Annotated in this window: 23 protein-coding genes, 1 tRNA gene and 1 pseudogene; 12 read left to right on the top strand and 13 right to left on the bottom strand. The window is 64.1% G+C overall.

Going from position 1 to position 18,809, the window contains the following annotated elements; all coding sequences use genetic code 11:
• Positions 1–175: 175 nt before the first annotated feature.
• From RMN99_RS05120 to RMN99_RS05110, 3 genes are read right to left on the bottom strand one after another with little or no spacing between them, the layout of a single operon-like run.
• Positions 176–526, bottom strand: a complete 351-nt coding sequence (locus RMN99_RS05120; RefSeq protein ID WP_309622220.1) for a hypothetical protein — start codon at positions 524–526, stop codon at positions 176–178.
• A complete protein-coding gene (locus tag RMN99_RS05115; protein WP_309622219.1) occupies positions 523–1,227 on the bottom strand; it encodes a murein L,D-transpeptidase catalytic domain-containing protein in 705 nt (234 codons plus the stop codon). Before RMN99_RS05115 ends, RMN99_RS05120 begins: the two co-directional genes overlap by 4 nt.
• Before the next feature lie 52 nt (positions 1,228–1,279).
• The gene (locus RMN99_RS05110; protein ID WP_309622218.1) at positions 1,280–1,777 is read right to left on the bottom strand and encodes a GNAT family N-acetyltransferase; all 498 of its coding nucleotides are present in this window, start codon (positions 1,775–1,777) and stop codon (positions 1,280–1,282) included.
• A 124-nt stretch (positions 1,778–1,901) separates the two neighbouring features.
• Here RMN99_RS05110 and RMN99_RS05105 point away from each other — a divergent pair, with 124 nt between their 5' ends.
• The 3 genes from RMN99_RS05105 (at position 1,902) to RMN99_RS05095 (ending at position 4,757) form a co-directional block, all read left to right on the top strand.
• Positions 1,902–2,276, top strand: coding sequence for a DoxX family protein (locus RMN99_RS05105; RefSeq protein ID WP_309622217.1), 375 nt, complete (start codon positions 1,902–1,904; stop codon positions 2,274–2,276).
• 100 nt (positions 2,277–2,376) lie between these two features.
• Positions 2,377–3,555 (top strand): saccharopine dehydrogenase NADP-binding domain-containing protein, encoded by a 1,179-nt coding sequence (locus RMN99_RS05100; RefSeq protein ID WP_309622216.1) that lies wholly within the window; start codon positions 2,377–2,379, stop codon positions 3,553–3,555.
• A complete protein-coding gene (locus RMN99_RS05095) occupies positions 3,555–4,757 on the top strand; it encodes an MFS transporter (RefSeq protein WP_309622215.1) in 1,203 nt (400 codons plus the stop codon). Before RMN99_RS05100 ends, RMN99_RS05095 begins: the two co-directional genes overlap by 1 nt.
• Here the strand turns inward: RMN99_RS05095 and RMN99_RS05090 are convergent.
• A complete protein-coding gene (locus tag RMN99_RS05090; protein WP_309622214.1) occupies positions 4,747–5,976 on the bottom strand; it encodes a NupC/NupG family nucleoside CNT transporter in 1,230 nt (409 codons plus the stop codon). The genes RMN99_RS05095 and RMN99_RS05090 overlap by 11 nt on opposite strands.
• A gap of 128 nt (positions 5,977–6,104) precedes the next feature.
• On the opposite strand from RMN99_RS05090, the gene RMN99_RS05085 reads away from it, so the two are divergent.
• From RMN99_RS05085 to RMN99_RS05050, 8 genes are all read left to right on the top strand, one after another.
• Complete coding sequence (locus RMN99_RS05085) at positions 6,105–6,764, top strand: queuosine precursor transporter (RefSeq protein ID WP_309622213.1); 660 nt, start codon at positions 6,105–6,107, stop codon at positions 6,762–6,764.
• A 42-nt stretch (positions 6,765–6,806) separates the two neighbouring features.
• Positions 6,807–7,703 carry an acetylglutamate kinase gene (gene argB, locus RMN99_RS05080; protein ID WP_309622212.1) on the top strand — a complete coding sequence of 299 codons (897 nt, stop codon included), beginning with the start codon at positions 6,807–6,809 and terminating at the stop codon, positions 7,701–7,703.
• A 24-nt stretch (positions 7,704–7,727) separates the two neighbouring features.
• Positions 7,728–8,300 carry a hypothetical protein gene (locus tag RMN99_RS05075; protein WP_405029554.1) on the top strand — a complete coding sequence of 191 codons (573 nt, stop codon included), beginning with the start codon at positions 7,728–7,730 and terminating at the stop codon, positions 8,298–8,300.
• A 103-nt stretch (positions 8,301–8,403) separates the two neighbouring features.
• Positions 8,404–8,700 carry a YggT family protein gene (locus RMN99_RS05070; protein ID WP_309622211.1) on the top strand — a complete coding sequence of 99 codons (297 nt, stop codon included), beginning with the start codon at positions 8,404–8,406 and terminating at the stop codon, positions 8,698–8,700.
• On the top strand, positions 8,697–9,593 hold the full coding sequence (gene folD, locus RMN99_RS05065; protein WP_309622210.1) for a bifunctional methylenetetrahydrofolate dehydrogenase/methenyltetrahydrofolate cyclohydrolase FolD: 897 nt from the start codon (positions 8,697–8,699) through the stop codon (positions 9,591–9,593). Before RMN99_RS05070 ends, folD begins: the two co-directional genes overlap by 4 nt.
• A gap of 10 nt (positions 9,594–9,603) precedes the next feature.
• Positions 9,604–10,254, top strand: a complete 651-nt coding sequence (locus RMN99_RS05060) for a hypothetical protein (RefSeq protein WP_309622209.1) — start codon at positions 9,604–9,606, stop codon at positions 10,252–10,254.
• A 9-nt stretch (positions 10,255–10,263) separates the two neighbouring features.
• Positions 10,264–10,980, top strand: coding sequence for a hypothetical protein (locus RMN99_RS05055; protein ID WP_309622208.1), 717 nt, complete (start codon positions 10,264–10,266; stop codon positions 10,978–10,980).
• Between the two features lie 7 nt (positions 10,981–10,987).
• Positions 10,988–11,635 carry a MarC family protein gene (locus tag RMN99_RS05050; RefSeq protein WP_309622207.1) on the top strand — a complete coding sequence of 216 codons (648 nt, stop codon included), beginning with the start codon at positions 10,988–10,990 and terminating at the stop codon, positions 11,633–11,635.
• Positions 11,636–11,745: 110 nt separating this feature from the next.
• Here RMN99_RS05050 and RMN99_RS05045 read toward each other — a convergent pair whose 3' ends face one another.
• From RMN99_RS05045 to RMN99_RS05035, 3 genes are all read right to left on the bottom strand, one after another.
• The gene (locus RMN99_RS05045; RefSeq protein ID WP_309622206.1) at positions 11,746–12,162 is read right to left on the bottom strand and encodes a hypothetical protein; all 417 of its coding nucleotides are present in this window, start codon (positions 12,160–12,162) and stop codon (positions 11,746–11,748) included.
• A gap of 81 nt (positions 12,163–12,243) precedes the next feature.
• On the bottom strand, positions 12,244–12,867 hold the full coding sequence (locus tag RMN99_RS05040) for an LON peptidase substrate-binding domain-containing protein (protein ID WP_309622205.1): 624 nt from the start codon (positions 12,865–12,867) through the stop codon (positions 12,244–12,246).
• A gap of 12 nt (positions 12,868–12,879) precedes the next feature.
• Positions 12,880–13,785, bottom strand: coding sequence for a tetratricopeptide repeat protein (locus RMN99_RS05035; protein ID WP_309622204.1), 906 nt, complete (start codon positions 13,783–13,785; stop codon positions 12,880–12,882).
• A gap of 180 nt (positions 13,786–13,965) precedes the next feature.
• Here RMN99_RS05035 and RMN99_RS05030 point away from each other — a divergent pair.
• Positions 13,966–14,040 (top strand) — tRNA-Gly (locus tag RMN99_RS05030).
• A 262-nt stretch (positions 14,041–14,302) separates the two neighbouring features.
• Here the strand turns inward: RMN99_RS05030 and RMN99_RS05025 are convergent.
• The 6 genes and pseudogenes from RMN99_RS05025 to RMN99_RS05000 form a co-directional block, all read right to left on the bottom strand.
• Positions 14,303–14,788 (bottom strand): annotated as a pseudogene (locus RMN99_RS05025) (transposase); the annotation flags it as partial.
• 134 nt (positions 14,789–14,922) lie between these two features.
• Positions 14,923–15,159 carry a DUF2274 domain-containing protein gene (locus tag RMN99_RS05020; protein ID WP_309622203.1) on the bottom strand — a complete coding sequence of 79 codons (237 nt, stop codon included), beginning with the start codon at positions 15,157–15,159 and terminating at the stop codon, positions 14,923–14,925.
• The gene (locus tag RMN99_RS05015) at positions 15,156–16,385 is read right to left on the bottom strand and encodes a TrbI/VirB10 family protein (protein ID WP_309622202.1); all 1,230 of its coding nucleotides are present in this window, start codon (positions 16,383–16,385) and stop codon (positions 15,156–15,158) included. Before RMN99_RS05015 ends, RMN99_RS05020 begins: the two co-directional genes overlap by 4 nt.
• Complete coding sequence (gene trbG / locus RMN99_RS05010) at positions 16,382–17,410, bottom strand: P-type conjugative transfer protein TrbG (protein WP_309622201.1); 1,029 nt, start codon at positions 17,408–17,410, stop codon at positions 16,382–16,384. The genes RMN99_RS05015 and trbG overlap by 4 nt, the downstream gene beginning before the upstream one ends.
• Positions 17,407–18,090: a conjugal transfer protein TrbF gene (trbF, locus tag RMN99_RS05005; protein WP_309622200.1), complete on the bottom strand. Its 684-nt coding sequence runs from the start codon at positions 18,088–18,090 to the stop codon at positions 17,407–17,409. The genes trbG and trbF overlap by 4 nt, the downstream gene beginning before the upstream one ends.
• A 5-nt stretch (positions 18,091–18,095) precedes the next feature.
• A partial coding sequence (locus RMN99_RS05000) for a type IV secretion system protein (protein ID WP_309622199.1) occupies positions 18,096–18,809 on the bottom strand: 714 nt, incomplete at its 5' end.

Here is an 18,809-nt window from a genome sequence, read left to right as displayed (position 1 = left end):
GGTTTTGTAGTCTTTGTGGGGGGCGATATCCCCCCCCCCTAATAGGTGGGCCTCCCGGCCCCGCCCCCCCGGCCCCCCACCCCGTAAAGGGTACCCGGGGGGTTTTGGGGCGGGGGGTGCGGGCCGGCTAGGCCAAGCTATTCGCGGAGGCGAATAGCGCACCGAACAAGGACTCCTAACCCACGCACCCTTTCAGCTGCGCCGCCTGGGCTGCACTCAGCGCCCGGCCCTCGGGCAACCATGCCGTGACTTTGCGCGAGCCGCCCACTTCGTCGATCCGCACCGCCAGGCCACTGGCCGGATCGGCGTAGAGGTCATTGCTGGAAACGGTGAGGCCCAGCGCGCCGGGATGCTTGATCAGGCACAGCGTCAGATCCTTGTTCGCCCGCATGGAGCTGGCTTCGAAGACCTTTACTTTTCCGGCAACCGCGCGGCCATCGACCACCGCGCGCGTGACATAAGGCGCGGCCATCGCGGCCAGCGCGGCAAGACCGATGGCGATCAGGATACGTTGCGAGCGGTTCAAGCGTCGCCGATCCGATCAGCGTAAAGCAGCCGTCCGCCCGAGAGGTGCCACAGCGCCTCGTTGAAATCCTGCGGGCTCATCGCGAAACAGCCCTCGCTGCGGCCCAGCTTGCCGAACCGCGCGATATGTTCGGGCGTGGCATAGCTGGCCGGATGCATGACAATGGCGCGCGGCAGCGCTTCGGAATTGTCCTGATCCTGTCCCAGCAGGCGGATCGAGGTGCCGTATTTGCCCTTGTACCATTCGGCCGTGATATAGGCCCCGCGCGAGGTCGCTTCGCTGCCGGGAATGTTCGAGAACTGGTGCAGGAAACCCGAATGTTCGGGATCGGACCCGCGCCCGTGGGCCACCAGAAACGAGCGCACCGTGCCGCTTTCAAGATTGGCGAAATGCAGCCGCGGCAGGGTGGAAGGCCGGGCAAAGTCAGCCACGCCGACAATATCGGTGCGCCACAGCTTGGCCCCCAGCCGATCACGTTCGCGCGCGGCGATGGTCAGGATCTTGCGGTCATAGGCCGGGTTGGGAGCCACTACCACTGGCAGCGCAGGTTCCACTGGCGCAGGCACCGCCGGGGTTGGCGCACCAAAGGTCCTGTCGAATTCACTGGCCAGCGGATCAGCGAGCTGGGCCAGCGCACGCGCGGGCAGCGCGAGTGCAGCCCCCGCCGCCAAGCTTCCAACGATCAAATCGCGACGTTTCATGACCCCCGTCATAGCGGCTGTGGATAACCGAGTGCTGAACGCAGCGCCAGTTTCAAGCGATGGAATCGATTGTGACTGCGCCAAGCCGAGCCAAAGCCGCGCCATCGACCCGCATTCCGGTCCATTCATCGAGCAATCGCGCACCCAGTTTGCGGTAGAATCCGATCGCCGGCTCGTTCCAATCGAGCACCGACCATTCCAGCCGCGCGCAATCGCGTTCCAGCGCCAGCGCAGCAAGGTGCGAGAGCAGCGCCTTGCCCAGGCCTGAGCCGCGCGCTGCGGGCCGCACGAACAGGTCTTCAAGGTAGATCCCGGGCTTGCCTTCAAAGGTCGAGAAGTTGTGAAAGAACAGCGCGAAGCCTTGCACCGCGCCATCAAGCTCGCCGATCACCACTTCGGCATAGGGGCGCGCGCCGAACAGCTTTTCGCCCAGCACAGCGTCGTCAAAGCGTACCTCGTGTGCCAGCTTTTCGTAAACGGCGAGATCTCGGATCAGCTGTGCAATCAGCGGCAAGTCGGCGGGCGTGGCGGATCGGATCGAAAGGGTCATAGCGGTTAGGCCTTGTCGCAGCGTTGCAATCTGGCTGTGGCGCTTGTCAGCAAGCCCGCGACAATGCAAGTTTGCCAATGCCGTTCCCGCAGCCGGGATCAGCGCGATAGAGGGGAGAATCACTATGGCAAATCTTGCAGCGCCTTTGGGGCGTCTGCTTCTGGCAATCCTGTTCATTTTGGGCGGTGTCGGCAAATTCGGCGATCTGGCTGGAACCGGTGCTTACATGCAAAGCGCAGGCGTTCCTTCGGCGCTCGCGCTCCCCGCTGCAGCGTTTGAGCTGCTGGCAGGCCTGGCGATTGTGATTGGCTGGCAAACGCGGATCGTCGCGCTGCTGCTGGCCGGGTTCTGCGTGCTGACCGGGCTGCTGTTCCACCACAATTTCGCCGACCAGATCCAGATGATCATGTTCCTCAAGAACCTGGCGATTGCCGGTGGTTTCCTGACGCTCTACGCAAACGGCGCCGGAGCGATGAGCCTTGATGCGCGCAAGGCTTAGGCTGCCCTAACGTCAACCAGAACACGTTCGACATTGCCCCCGATCCGGTGCACGTTTGCTGCAACCCGGACACGCGGATTCGGGACAATGGAGACCATGAATGACTGACAAGGCGAACCGCCCGCACGATATCGTTGTCTATGGCGCAACCGGCTATACCGGGCGGCTGGTGGCCGAATATCTGGCGCACCATTATCAAGGCAAAAGCCCGAAGTGGGCGATGGCCGGGCGCAGTGCGGACAAGCTGGCCGAGGTGCGCGACCTGATCGGCGCGCCGACCGATACCCCGCTGATCGTTGCCAATTCGGATGATCCGGCGAGCATGAAAGCGCTGGCGGAATCGGCCCGCGTTGTGATCACCACGGTCGGCCCGTATCAGCTTTACGGCGAGCCGCTGCTGAAAGCCTGCGTCGAGGCCGGGACCGACTATGCCGACCTGTGCGGCGAACCGGCATGGATGCGCCAGATGATCGACGCCTACCACGAAGCGGCCAAGGCATCGGGCGCGCGGATCGCGTTCTCATCAGGCTTCGATTCGATCCCGTTCGATCTGGGCGTGCTGATGTTGCAGAAGGAAGCGCTGAAGCGCCACGGCAGCCCGGCACCGCGGGTCAAGGGCCGGGTCCGGGGGATGCAGGGCACCTTTTCGGGCGGGACCGCTGCGAGCCTGACCGAAACGATGAAGGCGGTTGCAAAGAATCCCAAGCTGATCCCGATCCTGCAAAGCCCGTTCGGGCTGACCCCGGGGTTCGAAGGCCCCAGGCAGCCGATGGGCCTGATCCCCGAATACGAGGACAGCGTGGGCAAATGGGCCGCGCCGTTCATCATGGCGACGATCAACACCAAGAACGTCCACCGCACCAACTTCCTGCTCGGCCATCCTTATGGAGCAGACTTCAAGTACGACGAGATGATGCTGACCAGTGCCGGCGAACTGGGCGAAAAGGCCGCGCATGCGATCGGCGAAATGCTCAAGAACCCGTTCGGCGCCAAGCCGCCCAAACCCGGTGAAGGCCCCTCCCCCGAAGAGCGTGAGAACGGTTTCTACGACGTGCTGTTTATCGGTGAATGGCCCGATGGCACGGCGATCCGCTATGGAGTCAAGGGGCGCTACGATCCGGGTTATGGTTCGACCAGCCGGATGATCGCCGAAACCGGCATCGCGCTGCTTTCCTGCACGGCCGATGGCGCGGTGGCGACGCCGGGCGCGCTGCTGGGCGAAGCGCTGGTCCAGCGCCTCAGCGAACATGCCGAGATCACCTTCGCGCTCGAGGATTAGTGGCGACCTTTCGCGCGGAGAGCGAATGGAAAGTCGGCTGGCGGATCGTGGCCGCCAGCGCGATCGCCAATGCCACCGGCATCTCGCTGTTCTTCTACACGTTCAATCTGTTCCAGCTGCCAATGGCGGCCGATTTCGGGTTAAGCCGCAGCCAGGCGGGGATCGTGCAATCGCTGGTGATAATGGCGGCGCTAGGTGCACCGCTTATCGGCTGGCTGGCGGACCGGGCTGGTTTTCGTGCCGTGTTCATCGCCTGCACGCTGGGACTAGCAGCGGTCGAGATCAGCCTGGCGCGGTGGGGCGCAGGCTTTGTGGCCATGGCGATGGCCTCCGCCGCGATCGGATTTATCGGCGGCGGCGCATCAAGCGTGCTGATATCGCGGCCGGTTTCGACCCATTTCGATCGCTATCGCGGGCTGGCGCTCGGTCTGGTCGGGGCCGGAATATCGCTCACCACGGTCTTCGTGCCGCCCTGGCTGGAAGGCGTGATCGCGGTTCAGGGGTGGCGACAAGCTTATTACAATCTGGCCGCAATCGCTTTCGTCATCGGCCTGCCACTGGTGCTGCTACTGATGCCGCGCACGGTTTCGGTGCGAAGCTCTGGCGCCGTGCACGAGCCGACCGACTGGCGCTTTTTGCAGAGCCGGGATTTCTGGCAGATGACGCTCGCCAGCATGCTGATTTCGGTCGCCACATCGGGCGCGATCGGACACTTGTCGCCGATGCTGCAGGCCAATGGCCTCAGCGCGAAAACCGCAGCGCTGGGCATTTCCACTTTCGCGATCGGGCAGCTCGTGGGCAAGCTGGGCGGGGGGTGGCTGCTCGATCGTTTTGACTCGCGAATCGTTGCCAGCACGCTGAATGCCGCTCCGGCGCTGGCGTTCGTGCTGATGATCACCTCAGGCGCGATGACCGCGCCGCTGTTGCTGGCCACGGGCTTGCTGGGCCTGCTGCAAGGGGTCGATATCAGCCTGTTCGCCTTCCTCGTCGCGCGGCGCTTTCCGATTGCGCAGTTTGGCACCGTGCTGGGCACTGTTCATGGTTTCAGCTGGATCGGCACCGCTGTGGGCCTGATCGGGTTTGGGCTCAGCTACGACAAGCTGGGCAGCTATGCCCCCGTCCAGACTGCATCGATCGGCGCGCTGTTGATCGCAGGACTGCTGCTGCTGACGCTGCGCCTGCCTGAAAAGTCTACAAGCTGAGAAACAGCCCCGCCAAGGCCGCGCTCATCAGGTTTGAGAGGCTGCCGGCTGCCAGCGCCTTCATCCCCAGCCGCGCGATCACCGGGCGCTGATTGGGGGCAAGGCTGCCGGTCACCGCCATCTGGATCGCGATCGAACTGAAATTGGCAAACCCGCACAGCGCGAAAGTGACAATCCCGACCGTGGATGCCGAAAGCTGTTTGGCCGCGCCAAGATCGATGAAGGCGACGAATTCGTTGAGCACCACCTTGGTTCCGAACATCCCGCCAGCGACCAGCGCCTCGTCCCAGTTGGGCGCGCCGAGCAGGCGAAACACGGGCGCGAAGACATAGCCGAGCAACATCTGGAACGTGGCATCAGGATAGCCGAACCGGCCTCCCAGCATGCCGACAAAGCCATTGGCCAAGGCCACCAGCGCGACAAACGCCAGCACCATCGCGCCGACCATCACCGCCAGCTTGACCCCGGTCTGCGCGCCTTGCGATGCCGCCATGATAACGTTGGCGGGGCGCTCTTCCTCATCAGGAATCACGACCTCATCGGGCTCGACCAATGTCTCACCCTTGGGATCGGGCATGATGATCTTGGCCATCACGATCCCGCCCGGCGCCGACATGAAGGCGGCGGCGACAAGGTAATCGATCCGGATTCCCATCGAGGCATAGGCCGCCAGGATCGTCCCCGCGACGCCGGCCATGCCCACGCTCATCAGGCAGAACAGCTGCGACGGCGTAAGCGCGGCGAGGTAGGGCCGGATCACCAGCGGGCTTTCGGATTGGCCGACGAAAATGTTCGAGGCGGCCGAAAGGCTTTCGACCTTCGAGATGCCGGTGATCTTTTCAAGCCCGCCGCCGACCCATTTGATCACCAGCTGCATGATGCCAAGGTAATAAAGCACCGAAATCAGCGCGGCGAAGAAGATGATTACCGGCAGCGCGGCGATCGCAAAACTGTTGCCGCCGATCTCGGGCTTGGCGAGCGGGCCGAAGATGAATGCGGTCCCGGCATGGGCATAACCGAGCAGCGCCGAGACCCCGCTCGAAATCCCCTGCAGCAGCGCATTGCCCCACGGCACATAGAGCACAAGTGCGGCAAACCCGGCCTGCAGCGCAAAAGCCGCGCCGACGACGCGCGGACGGATCGCCTTGCGGTCTGACGATAGCGCGAAGGCCACCGCGAGGATGAGAAGTATGCCCAGAAGGCTCATCAGATGTTGCATGGTAAGGCCCGGTCCCCGCATTGAATTTGGCGAGAGAGGTAGCGGGTTTACCCGCCCGGTCAATTCCTCTCCGTGCCGGGGCGGAACCGCCCCTTCCCCTTGCGCAAAACCCTCGCTAAGCCGCTCCCATGCAGAACCAGCCGCTGACCATCCCGCGCTCGCTTTTCAGCTTTTCGCTGCTTTACGGGGGGCTGTGCGTGCTCGCCGGGGTGCTCGGGACCAAGCTGGCTTCGCTCGGCCATTGGCCGTTGCTGGGCGATCTGGCGGTGGAAAGCGGGATCTTTGCTTTCCTGTTGCTGGTGATCCTGTCCAGCGCGGTCTCCGAACTGTTCGGCCAGGGCGTGGCCAACACGCTGGTGCGGTTCGGGTTCGTGCCGCTGATCGTATCGATGGTTCTGCTGACAATCGTGATCCATCTGGTTCCGCCGGCGCCGTTCTGGCACGATCAGGACGCCTTCGCCCGCCTGCTGGGCCAAGGCGCGCGGATGCAATTTGCCGGGCTTATATCCTACGGCACTTCGCAAACGCTCAACGTCTATCTGTTTTCGCGGCTGATGGGCGGGCAAGGCAAATCACTGGTGCTGCGCGCCTGGATCGCCAGCCTGCTCAGCCAGGTGGTCGATACGGTGCTGTTCATCACCATCAGCTTTTACGGTCAGGACATGCCGCTGATGCAGATCATGGAAGGCCAGATCGTGTCGAAGCTGGTGCTTTCGACCATCATGGTGCCGCCCGGGATTTGGCTGTTCGTGCAATTGGGGCGCTGGCTAGACCGCAAGCCCGTCTAAAAACGCTTCATTTCTGCCCAAAGCGGGGTAAAGCGCGCGGACATGCCAAACGCTTTTGAACCCGCAATGCTGGCCAAGGCCGAAGTCCTGATCGAGGCGCTGCCCTATCTGCAGCGCTACGCAGGCCTTACCTTTGTGGTCAAATACGGCGGCCATGCGATGGGCGATGCGCAGGCCGCGCGCGATTTTGCCGAGGACGTGGTGCTGCTGAAAGCGGTCGGGATCAACCCGGTGGTGGTCCATGGCGGCGGGCCGCAGATCGGCGCGATGCTGAAGAAGCTGGGGGTCGAAAGCCGTTTCGTCGACGGGCTGCGGGTGACCGACAAGGCCACCGCAGAGATTGCCGAAATGGTCCTTTCCGGCGCGATCAACAAGGAACTGGTCGGCTGGATCGCGCAGGCTGGGGGCAAGGCGCTGGGCATTTCGGGCAAGGACGGCGGCCTGGTAACCGCCACCAAGGTGACCCGTACCGCCAAAGACCCCGACAGCCAGATCGAGCAGGTGGTCGATCTCGGCTTCGTGGGTGAACCCACCACGGTTGACGTGTCGATCATCAAGACCGCCAGCGGCGCGGGGATGATCCCGGTGATCGCCCCGATCGCGCCCGGCAAGGATGGCGAAACCTACAACATCAACGCCGATACCATGGCCGGTGCGATCGCCGCGGCGCTGGGCGCGGCGCGGCTGTTCCTGCTGACCGACGTGCCCGGCGTGCTCGACAAGTCGGGCACTTTGCTGCCCGATCTGACCCCGGCCGATATCGCCAGGCTGCAGGCCGACGGCACCATTTCGGGCGGGATGATCCCCAAGCTGGAAACCTGCATCCACGCGGTCGAGGCCGGATGCGAAGCCGCCGTGGTACTCGATGGCCGGGTACCGCACGCGATGCTGCTCGAAATCTTCACCTCGCGCGGGGCGGGTACGCTGATCCGCGCCTGAGCACTTCGCGCCGGAACCACAAGCGTGCTCATGCGTCTCATCCGGATGATGTCCCGCACAGCTTTGCTCGCCGCGCTTGTCGCGCTTGCCCTTTCGGCGTGCAGCCGCAGCGACCCCGCACCCGAAGCGACGGACGTGCCAAGCGAACGCGCGCTTTCAGTCGATACCGAACCGGCACCCGGTTTGGTACCGGCGATGTCTTCGCCCGTTGCGCCTCCGGTGCAGACTTTGGCCAAGCCGGCCCCGCCCTCCGCTTCGCGCGATCCGCAAGTGGTGGCACAGGCCTGGGCCGATGCGGTTGAGCGCAGTGATTGGGCCACGGTGCGCGGCTATTGGGGCGATTACGGCGCGCGCAGCGGGCTGAACGGCGCGCAATTTGCGGCGCAGTGGGGCACATTGGCCAGACCTGTGGTCGTGATTGGCCAAGGCAGCCAGGAAGGTGCGGCGGGTTCGCTCTACTACACCGCCCCGGTCACCATCGCCGACGGTGCGCGGCGGATCAGCGGCGAAGTGGTCTTCCGCCGGGTCAACGATGTCGATGGGGCCAGCCCCGAACAGCTGCGCTGGCATATCGAAAGCACCACCCTGAAACCCTGATTGCCGGCAAGATCGCGGAGAACGGTGATCCGCACCTGACTTGCCGCGTGGCCGCCGCTCGGCTAAGCGCTGCGCCAACGACAACCGGCAAGGAAACGGGTCTGTGGCGCTACTCGCGATCATCGATATTCTGAACTATCTCATTTCTGTCCTGATCTGGCTGATGATCGCGCAATTTGTGCTCAGCCTGCTGGTCATGTTCAACGTGATCAACACGCACAACCAGTTCGTTGGCGGGCTATGGCGTGCGCTGGATAGCCTGCTCGAACCGATCTATCGTCCGGTGCGCAGCGTTGTGCCGCCAGTAGGGGGCATGGACCTGTCGCCGATGGTGGTGATCATCCTGCTGAATGTCCTGCGCAAGATCCTGGCCTACAGCGCCATGGCGGCCATTTCGTGAGCGCAGCGGTTATCGACGGCAAGGCTTTTGCCGAAACACTGCGCGCCCGTATCGCCGAATTTGCCGCCACCTTCGAACAAAGCGCGGGCCGCAAGGCCGGCCTTGCGGTGGTGCTGGTGGGGGAAGACCCGGCCAGCCAGGTCTACGTCGCTTCGAAAGCCAAGCAGACCGTCGCCTGCGGCATGACCAGCTTTGAGTTCAAGCTGCCCGCCGATACCACGCAGGCCGATCTGATCGCCGTGGTGGACCGGCTTAACGCCGATCCCGCGGTTGACGGGATTCTGGTGCAACTGCCGCTGCCGGGGCAACTTGACGAACAGGCGGTGGTCGAACGGATCGATCCCGCCAAGGATGTCGACGGGCTGACCCCGATCAGCACCGGGCGGCTTGCGCTGGGTCTGCCGGGGCTGGTTCCCTGCACCCCGCTGGGCAGCCTGATGCTGCTGAAAGACCGGCTCGGCAGCCTTTCGGGGCTTGATGCGGTGGTGATCGGGCGCTCGATCCTGGTCGGCAAGCCGATGGCGCAATTGCTGCTGGCCGAAAGTTGCACCGTCACCATTGCCCACAGCCGCACCAAGGACCTTCCCGATGTGGTGCGCCGCGCCGATATCGTCGTCGCCGCGGTCGGCCGCCCGGAAATGGTCAAGGGCAGCTGGATCAAGCCGGGCGCGACCGTGATCGACGTTGGCATCAACCGCCTGCCGCCTGCCGAAGGCGCAGCGAAAGGCAAGCTGGTCGGCGATGTCGCCTTTGCCGAGGCGCTGGAAGTGGCGGGTGCAGTCACCCCGGTTCCCGGCGGCGTTGGCCCGATGACCATCGCCGTATTGCTGCGCAATGCCTTGGTCGCCGCGCACCGCAATGCCGGTGTGGCCTTGGCCGACGGGGCGCTGTAAATTGCCGCGTATGAAGCGTTTTGTTCTGCTCGCGCTGGCTCTGTCAAGCGCAGTGTTGGCGGGCAAAGCTGATCCAGGTGCAGCCGTGGTCGCCGCCGATGCAGCCTATGATCGCGCCGCCCGGCAAGACGGAACCTGGACCGCGACCCGCGCCTGGGCCGTGCCGCAAAGCGAAATGTTCATTCCGGAGCGGGTCCGCACCCTTGATTACGGCGCCGAAGCTCCGAACCCGCCCTGGACAACCAAATCCCGCGCCGAGCAGGCGTGGATTTCATGCGACGGGACGATCGGGGTAACGCTCGGCCGATGGACCATCCGCGAAGACGGCGACACCGGCTGGTACGAGATCATTTGGGCGAAGATTCGCGATGGCAGTTACCGCATCCTGCTGCAGAATGCCGGAAAGCTGCCGCGCACACTTCACTCCTACCCCGGCCGCAAGGGCCAGCGCGCCACCTGCGGCGGCAAGCCGCCGCCGCTGCCGATCGTCGCCCCCGATGTCGGGGTGGATTTCAAGCTTGGTGCGAGCCATGACCAGACGCTGATCTGGTCTTCTGCGGTGAGCGAAAAGGGCGATGTGCGGATCGTGATATCGCTCTGGAATGGCAAGACTTTCGATCCCGTGCTGGAAGATGTGGCCCCCGCGCCCGCGCCGCGCTAATCTGACCACATGAACAAACCGATTCTCATGACCTGCGTGCTCGCGCTGGTTGCCGTCCCGGTGCTGGCGAACGAACGCGACGATCAGCGGAGCAACCAGCGCAACGGCATCGGCTATGCCAACCCCAGCCAGGTGATCGCCGCCGAGATCGCCTTTGCCCGCCTTGCGCAGGACAAGGGCCAGTGGACCGCATTTCGTGCCACCGCGACCAAGAACGCGGTGATGTTCGTGCCGCAGCCGGTCTATGCGCAGGACTTCCTCAAAGGCAAACCCGACCCGGCCAAAGCGGTGGCCTGGCAGCCGCATCAGGTCTGGTCGAGCTGTGATGGCTCAGCCGCGATCACCCGCGGCGCATGGCAGCGAGCTGACGGCACCAGCGGCTATTTCACCACGGTCTGGCAGCGCCAGAAGGACGGCAAGTACAAATGGGTGCTCGATCAGGGCGATGCCTTGCCGTTGCCGCTCGATGAGCCCGACATGATCGTGGCCAAGGTCGCTGATTGCCCGGCCGGTTATCGCCCCGGACGCGGATCGAAGCCGCAGGATTTTAAGGGCAAGCTGCCGCCGCTCGATCCGGCCAGAATTGTCGGCCGTTCGCTTGACGGCACCCTGACCTGGGACACCGCGGTCAGCCCCGATGGCGCGCGGCGCTTTGTGGTGACCATGGCCTCGGATGGCGCACCCACCACCGTGCAGGACATCCAGGTCGAAGCGCCAGCCAGGTAAGTCGCACGTGCTCGATCTGTTTCTCTCGGCCTTTGTGACGCTGTTCGTGGTGATCGATCCGCCCGGCTGCGCGCCGATCTATGCCGGGCTGGTCGGCGATGCCACCCAGCGTCAGGCGATCACGATGGCCTTTCGCGCTTGCGTGATTGCCACGATCATCCTGCTGGTCTTCGCGCTGTTCGGCGAAGATCTGCTCGGCGCGCTGCACATCGAGCTCAATTCGTTCCGCGTCGCAGGCGGGATCATGCTGTTCGTCATCGCACTCGACATGGTCTTCGAAAAGCGCACCCAGCGGCGCGAGGAACGCGCCGAAAAAGTCCGCGCCGAGAACGCGCAGACGCCTGAGGTTGAGGACGTTTCGGTGTTCCCGATGGCGATGCCGATGATCGCCGGGCCAGGTTCGATCGCCACAATCATGCTGCTGACCTCACGCGCGCAGGGGACCGAGCAAACGCTGACCGTGCTCGCCGCGATGCTGGCGGTGCTGGCGCTCACCTTTGTGGCGCTGGCTGCTGCAGGGCCTTTGATGAAGCTGCTCGGCAAGCGCGTCGAAGCCGTCATCACGCGCCTGCTGGGCGTGCTGCTGGCAGCCTTGGCCGCTCAATATGTGATCGACGGCATCAAGGCCGTGCTGGTGCAGGCCCCCGTCGTCTGAAGGCTATGAGCCTGACGCCTGGGCCTGAAGATTGGGCAAGTGTCCGGCCGTCCCCACCAAAATGCGGTATTGAGGGGAAAAGGAGACGGCCGAACCTGCCGGACGACCTTTTACAGGCCGAAAATGCTTTGAATCACGCGGCTGGCCGCATCAATCACGAACACGCGGTTGTCGCGGTAGATGTAGCGGTTGGACGAATCGTACTGGTAGCGCGAGCGGTACGAATAGGGCAGCTGGCCATAGCGCACATAATTGCGCAACCAGCTGTCGGGCAGGCGATCGCCCCTGCGCCACTGGCCCGGCGGCAGGCAGCCATTGTGCTTCTTGGCCAGGCCCGGAGGGCATGCTTTCGAGCGGAGATCGCGCACCGCGCGGACCTGGCGCTTGCCGCCGTGATTGCCTTGCGCCATCTGGCCCTGGCCGTTCTGCGCATGCTGGCCGTGGGTGCCGGGCTTTTCGGCCATGGCGACAATCGGCGTGCACAGCGCCAATGCGGCTGACGCCATTAGGAATTTGCGAACAGTCATGGGATTTGCTCCTCTGCTTGGTCATTACAGACCGTTGTTGGCGAACGCGCCGGCAGCGCGGAAGTTCCCCGCCAGCTGGTCTTATTGCAGAGTGATGCGGCCCTCATCACTATCGCGGCGGCCGAAAAACTGCATCAGTTGCACCAGCAGTTCGCAGCGCGCCGCCAGATCATCCGCTTCGAGCAGCGCCTGCTTGGCGGCCGCATCGAACGGCGCGATCTGGCTGACCCCGTCGATCAGCGATTCGTCATCGAGCCGCGTCACCGCCTCCCAATCGACCGCATAGCCCTGGGCATCGGCAAACCGCCGTGCTTCCCGCTCGAAGCAGGCGCGTTCGACCGGGCTCAGGGCCTGTCCCGAAGCGTCTTCGATCAGCTCGGCCTCGATTTGGCGAAACGGTGTTGCCGCCTCGAGTTCGCGCAGCATGCGGAACCGGGCAATGCCTTCCAGCATCACGTTGAAGCGCCCATCCTCGAGCGCCTCGACCTCGCCGATCTTGCCAAGGCAGCCGATCTGATAAAGCGGTGCGCCTTCTTCAGCGCGCGTTCCCTTTAGCGAGAGTCGGGGCTGGATCATCCCGATCCGCCGGTCGCGGGCCAGCGCATCCTTGATCATCGCCTGGTAGCGTGGCTCAAAAATATGCAGCGGCAATTGCAGGCCGGGATACAGGATCGCGCCGGTCAGCGGGAAGATCGAGATGCGCACCGCGTCCGCGCCTCAGCCGAACAACAGCAGTGAAAGCTTGCGCCGCTGCGCCGCAACCCACGGGTCTTCAAGCCCGACCGCTTCGAAGATCTGCAGCAGCTTGGCCTTGGCCGCGCCATCGTTCCATGCACGGTCCTCGCCGATCATCGCCAGCAGCGCGCCGGCCGCGCCATCGCGGTCCTGCGCGGCGAAGGCCGCTTCGGCATAGGCCAGCCGCGCGTCCATATTGCCCGGCGCACAGGCCGCCGCCTGCAGCGCGGCAAGCGCCCCGTCGTCGGGTCGGTTCCTGGCAAGTTCCAGCGCGGCGCGCGCGCGGGCCACTTCGGCATCGGCAGCAAGTTCGGGTGGAAGCGCGGCGAGCACCTGCTCAGCCTCTTCGGTCCCGCCCGCCGCCAGCAGCGCGCGCACCAGCCCGCCATAGGCCGGTCCGTTGGCTGGATCGATCTCGACGATCTGGGCAAAGATTGCCCCGGCGCGCTCGGCATCGCCGCCCGCCAGCACCTCTTCACCCATTGCCAGCAGCGGGGCGATATCCTGCACCGGGGCCTCGCCGGTCCCGATCGGCAGCTTGGCCAGCAGCTGATCGAGAATGCCCTTCAGCTGGGTCTCGGTCCGCGCCTGGGTCAGGTCTGCCACCGGCTGGCCCTGGAACAGCGCATAGACGGTCGGGATCGAACGCACCTGGAACTGCGCGGCAATGAACGGATCTTCGTCGACATTCACTTTCGCCAGCACCACCCCCTTGTCGGCATAGTCCGCCGCGACTTTTTCGAGCACCGGGGTCAACGCCTTGCACGGTCCGCACCATTCGGCCCAGAAGTCGAGGATCACCAGCGATGTCATCGAAGGCTCGACCACGGTCTTGCGGAACCGGTCGACCGCCTTCTGTTCATCGAGGTTGAGGCCCAGACTTGCCACTGCGTACTCCTTCAAGGGTTTATCCAGGTGCCAATTTGGGCCTTTCCGGCCATTTGCCAAGGGCCAAAGCGCACGCAGCATCATTTCGCGCTTTTTCCCTTGGCAAGCGCAAGACCCGCTGCTAATCGCCCGCCTCACCCCGGCCCGGGGCATCCAATGCAACAGGCCACAGGCGTTCGAGCGGGCGTAGCTCAGGGGTAGAGCACAACCTTGCCAAGGTTGGGGTCGAGGGTTCGAATCCCTTCGCCCGCTCCAGTTATTTCATGATATTTCAAGAAATTAGGCGATCCTCACGGGTCGCTTTTCTGCTTACGCGCTATGAGAAATTACAAAAGTAAGCATTCCGTAAGCAGTGGAACTCCGGGAAACGGCGGCGTTTGGGTGCCTCCCGGCGGAGTTCGCCTCTCACTCTTCATTCTATTGACGTTTTCTGGAGGGCCGGGTTTGGTAGACTCGGACGGATGACTGGCCGCACCGCGGTGCTTGCCGAGCAATTCATCGATTTCGGCTTGGCGCTTATGTCGAGCGTCACTTGCCTGGGCGGCGCCGGATAGCTGGCGCAATAGATCGCGATCAGCGCCCGCATCAGCCGTGCCAGCTCGCGCGTGGTCGGCGCGTTCTCCCAGCGGCTCATCGTCGGCTGACTGGCAAGGCCGGGCCCCGAACCCGGCAGCTTGCCAAGCGCTAGGCGGAAACCCGGATCGTCGCGCAGGGTATCGAGGTCGTCGGCATCCACGTAGCCGCAGGTGATCGCCAGCACCCGTGCCCGCAGGATGTCGTCCAGCGCATGCACCACGCGGGACGGATCCCGCCGATCGGCGATGCAGGCGGCAAGTTGCGTGCATATCCGCATCTTGCGTTAGGCCTGCGCCAGCAGCAGCACTCCACCGTCAGACGTCAACCGACCGTCGTCAAAGACGGCTGTGAGCTTCTTGCAACGTACCGCTGGAAAGGCGAAGACGGCCGCGCTATCGTCGCCGTCGGTGGGGGTGGCCTGTGGCATTTTGTGCCTCGCTCAAGGACTGGTCTAGACACCGAATTCCTACAGCAAGACAATGCCTTACGCCACTCCCGCCACCGCTTCAGGCACACTTGGTGCGTCAGACGGGCTAAAGGTGAGATGCGCAGTTCGCATTATCACACACTTGGTTCCGCCTGTCTCCCGCGCCGTGCTTTGCCAAAAGCACGGTCGGTTGCCATGAAGCGGGTGATCATGGGGGCGATGAGCTTTTCAGGTGCAATCGCTGATTTACCCGAAGCCGCTCCCAATATCCCCGCATAAGCGACGAGATCACGGTGGACGGCGGCGGGTAGCTCGATGGTCAGCCGGATCGGCTTGTCCTCAGCCAGATCTGTCAGTTTCAGCTTGGTCATCGCCTGTCTCCGATCGGCGCCAGGATCAGATCCTTGGTCACAATCACCCGCACCGGAAAGCCGGGCCGGATGGTCAGCGTCGGCGTGACATTGAGTTGTCGGCGCACGATCTGCTGGCCGGATTGATTGATGGTATCCTGCGTGCCGGTGCGCAGCGCGCGGGTGAGGGCATCATTGCTGCCCGAACCCAGTTCGGCACCAACGCCCAGCACCGTCGAGATCAAGGCCGCTTTGGCAAGGCTGCCCCAGTGGTAATTGACGCCGTCCTGAAGCCCGGCAAAGCCTGCTCCGTCGGCACCGGGCTGGCGGTCGAGCAGGATCGAGCGGCCATCGGGCAGGATCAGCCGGTTCCATGCCAGTAACACGCGGTTCTGGCCGAACGATATTTCAGAATCATATTCGCCGATCAGCCGAGCACCTTGCGGGATGAGCAAGATATGTCCGGTCGGGCTGTCATAGACATTCTGCGTCACCTGGGCGGTGATTTGTCCCGGAATATCAGACCGGATGCCGGTAATGAGCGCGGCGGAGATGATGCTGCCGGCTTGGACGACATTGGGATCAATCAATGCTGACAGGCGGTCGCTGGCGGTAGTGCGCCGATCAGCAGAAGCGGCAAGAAAGGCACGCTTGCTCGATTGGCTGTCTGTTGCCCCGCCATTATCAGCAGCGGAGGCAGCGGCGACGCCGGGTGGCGCGGGTGGGCCAGCTGCTGCCAGCGACAGATCGGGTGACGGCGCAGCACTCGCGCCGCTGGCCCCGCCAAGGAACAATCGGCTGATCCGCGCTGCATCCCGCTCCTGCGCCGCAAGCTGGCGCGCGGCATCGGCTGCGCTCGCCTGCCCATTGGCTGCACCGCCCACCGGCGGCAGCGGGACGATCTCGCCCTTGTGCTGCGCGCTCAGGATGGGGCCACCCAGATCGCCGGGAAGCGGTGGGCCGAGTTTGGGGATTTGACTATAATCCTTGGGCGCACCGGCCAGACTATCGGCGGTGGCGCGGCTTTGCACATTCAATAGCTCTTTTGGCGGTCCTTCACTCGAAGTGTGGAGCGCATATGCAAATGCGCCGCCAACCAAAGTCAGCACGACACCGCTGCCGATTGCGACAGCCTTGCGCGAGAGTTGCATCACGCGCGGCGGATCGAGGCGCAACTTGATGGGCGATGCCTGTGGAGCCGGTTCTGACCGCTCAGAAGTGCCAACCACAGGTGGTGCCGCGCTCATCGCCGCACCTTTGCGCCCGAGCGCATGATCCGGACCTTCTGCACCGAATGCTTGTCGCCAAGCCGCAGCTCCGCCGCTGCAAAGAGCCGATCAACAATCAGATGATGGCCCGAGACACGGTAGTTGACGAGTTCGCCAGCACCTCCCGCACCGATCACGAAGAGCGGCGGCATTTCACCCTGGGCGATGGTTTCGGGGAACTCGATAAAGACCTGACGGCCATCATCAAAGACGCGCAGAGGCCGCCACGGCGGATTATCGCCGTCGATCCGGTAATTGAAATTGAGTGCAGCTACATCAATGCCGGTTGCAACCGGCGTGCTACTTACTGCCGCTGCATTGGAGCCGCGCAGCGCAATCAGCTGGTCTTGCGGATAGATCCAAGACACCGATGCCATATAGGTCGAAGGGCTCCCGCGCATTTCGAGATGATAGGTCCGCCTGTCGGTGTTGATGACGAGGTTGGTCACAAGATCAGCCCGTGTCGGCTTGACCAGGATATGGACGCGGCTGCCCGCTCCGCTGCCGCTGGTCGTATCGCCGATGATCCAGCGCACGGTATCGCCCGCCGCCACCGGCCCTGCGCCCACCAATTGCTCGCCGGCCTGAAGCGCAATGTCGGTCACTTGGCCGGGGCTTGCGTAAACCTGATAGAGCGCGCCATCGGCATAGGCATATTGCTGGATCGCATTGATGAAGCCGCCGCGTTCGGGCTCGACACGCGCGGCCTCATTTGCCGCTCCCACCCTGGCGCGGGGATCGGCCAGGTGGGAGCGGCCCGCAGCGCGGGGGGCAACGCGCCGCGAAACAGGTTTCAGTTGTCCGGGAAGCGGCAGCGGAACCGGGATCGCCACGACCTCGACCGGCTTCGGCGCTTCGGGCAGGGCTTGTGCCTGCACTGCATCCTCCAGATTGACGCGCGGAGAGGGTCTGGCGATCGCGCCGCCCAGCGGCACCAGCGATGCGCTCAGCAAGAGTGACGCGATGCGCGCGTTTCGCCCGGAGGCAATTCTCAATAATGTCATGATCCCAGTTCCTTTGACCAGTTGATGGCGTTGATGAACAGGCCGAGCGGGTTCTTGCGCAGTGCATCGGGTGTTCGAGGTGTCTGGACGGCAATGGTCAGGATCGCTGACCAGCGGGTGGTTTCGGCCAGGCTGCCGTCCTGATAATGGCGTTCGGTCCAGGCGACGCGGAAGCTGTCAGCGGACGCGCGGATGACACTAGCGACATCCACCGCGACCTGCTCTTTGCCGATTTTGGCGAATGGATCATTGGCACGGGCATAATCGCTGAGCGCCAGCGCGCCTTTGTCGGTTGTGAAGTCGTAAGCCCGCAACCAATTCTCGCGCACGATGATCGGGTCAGCCGGGATCGCGCGCACTTGCTCGATGAAGCGGGCAAGGTGGAAGGCGATCTGCGGATCGGTCGGATTATAGCCCGCGTCGGCGGGTGCGACCGCTTGGGCCTCGCCAAATTTATCCACCTGCACCACCCACGGCACAATCGTGCCGCGCGCGCCTTGCCAGATCAGACCTGCGGTCAGCCCGCTCGACAGTGCGAGCGTGCCAAAGAAGGCAAGCCGCCAATTCCGTGCCTGCACCCGCGCGGAACCGATGCGGTCATCCCAGGCCTGGGCGGCGCGCTGGTAAGGCGTTTCGGGTTCGGGCGTCCGTCCGTAACGAATGGATGATCGGTTAAACATGGGGGCTATTCCTTTTCGGTAACATCGACGGACGAACCAGCGCCGCCACCGTCGCCGGAACGCAGGGTGTGGGCAGCTAGGCCCAAGCCGTGGGAGAGGGTTTGGCGGTTCTTCATGGCTTTGGCCCAGGCAGGCTGCGCCGCGCCGGATTTTGCTTCAGGTTCGGAAGGCTCGGGCGCGCCACCCGCTATCGTGCCGCCGGTGGCCGTGACCGCGCCGCGTGCGCCGTCCCTGAAGCTCGACTTCACGGCGTCGGCGGCTTTGCGTAAGGGAGAAGTCGCCGCGCCCGCTGCGGCCTGTCCAACCGCACCGATGCCCGATGCCACACCGGATGCTCCGCTCTTTCCGGCCGAACCAAGGCTATACGCCATCGCCCCGCCGCCTGCGGCTTTGGCACCGCCTTGGGCAATGCCCGAAGCGGCGCTGGTTGCAGCGCCAGCGGCAAGGCGAGCGCCAGCGATGCCGCCTGCCGCAAGGCCGCCAGCGGCGAGCGCTGTTCCAGCGGCGGCCCCTGCGCCCAATTGCGGCCCACCAGAGACAATGCCGTTGGCGATGCCGGGGCCGAAGATGCCGAGGCCGAGCATGGCGAGCGCGGCGAGCACGATGGTCATCGCGTCTTCGATGGTGGGTTCCGCTGAGCCAATCGCAGCGGTAAATTCAGCAAACAGCGTCGAGCCGATGCCGATGATGACGGCCAGCACCAGCACCTTGATGCCCGA

This window comes from Novosphingobium sp. (assembly GCF_031417815.1).
Classification (GTDB): domain Bacteria; phylum Pseudomonadota; class Alphaproteobacteria; order Sphingomonadales; family Sphingomonadaceae; genus Novosphingobium.
This window is presented reverse-complemented; position numbering and strand designations above follow the sequence as displayed.

What these genes read in the sequence shown, in the direction of transcription:
- RMN99_RS05115 (WP_309622219.1), bottom strand. Translation starts at nt 1,227, where the DNA reads ATGAAACGTCGCGATTTGATCGTTGGAAGCTTGGCGGCGGGGGCTGCA.
- RMN99_RS05110 (WP_309622218.1), bottom strand. Translation starts at nt 1,777, where the DNA reads ATGACCCTTTCGATCCGATCCGCCACGCCCGCCGACTTGCCGCTGATT.
- RMN99_RS05105 (WP_309622217.1), top strand. Translation starts at nt 1,902, where the DNA reads ATGGCAAATCTTGCAGCGCCTTTGGGGCGTCTGCTTCTGGCAATCCTG.
- RMN99_RS05100 (WP_309622216.1), top strand. Translation starts at nt 2,377, where the DNA reads ATGACTGACAAGGCGAACCGCCCGCACGATATCGTTGTCTATGGCGCA.
- RMN99_RS05090 (WP_309622214.1), bottom strand. Translation starts at nt 5,976, where the DNA reads ATGCAACATCTGATGAGCCTTCTGGGCATACTTCTCATCCTCGCGGTG.
- RMN99_RS05085 (WP_309622213.1), top strand. Translation starts at nt 6,105, where the DNA reads ATGCAGAACCAGCCGCTGACCATCCCGCGCTCGCTTTTCAGCTTTTCG.
- argB (WP_309622212.1), top strand. Translation starts at nt 6,807, where the DNA reads ATGCCAAACGCTTTTGAACCCGCAATGCTGGCCAAGGCCGAAGTCCTG.
- RMN99_RS05060 (WP_309622209.1), top strand. Translation starts at nt 9,604, where the DNA reads ATGAAGCGTTTTGTTCTGCTCGCGCTGGCTCTGTCAAGCGCAGTGTTG.
- RMN99_RS05055 (WP_309622208.1), top strand. Translation starts at nt 10,264, where the DNA reads ATGAACAAACCGATTCTCATGACCTGCGTGCTCGCGCTGGTTGCCGTC.
- RMN99_RS05045 (WP_309622206.1), bottom strand. Translation starts at nt 12,162, where the DNA reads ATGACTGTTCGCAAATTCCTAATGGCGTCAGCCGCATTGGCGCTGTGC.
- RMN99_RS05020 (WP_309622203.1), bottom strand. Translation starts at nt 15,159, where the DNA reads ATGACCAAGCTGAAACTGACAGATCTGGCTGAGGACAAGCCGATCCGG.
- RMN99_RS05015 (WP_309622202.1), bottom strand. Translation starts at nt 16,385, where the DNA reads ATGAGCGCGGCACCACCTGTGGTTGGCACTTCTGAGCGGTCAGAACCG.
- trbG (WP_309622201.1), bottom strand. Translation starts at nt 17,410, where the DNA reads ATGACATTATTGAGAATTGCCTCCGGGCGAAACGCGCGCATCGCGTCA.
- trbF (WP_309622200.1), bottom strand. Translation starts at nt 18,090, where the DNA reads ATGTTTAACCGATCATCCATTCGTTACGGACGGACGCCCGAACCCGAA.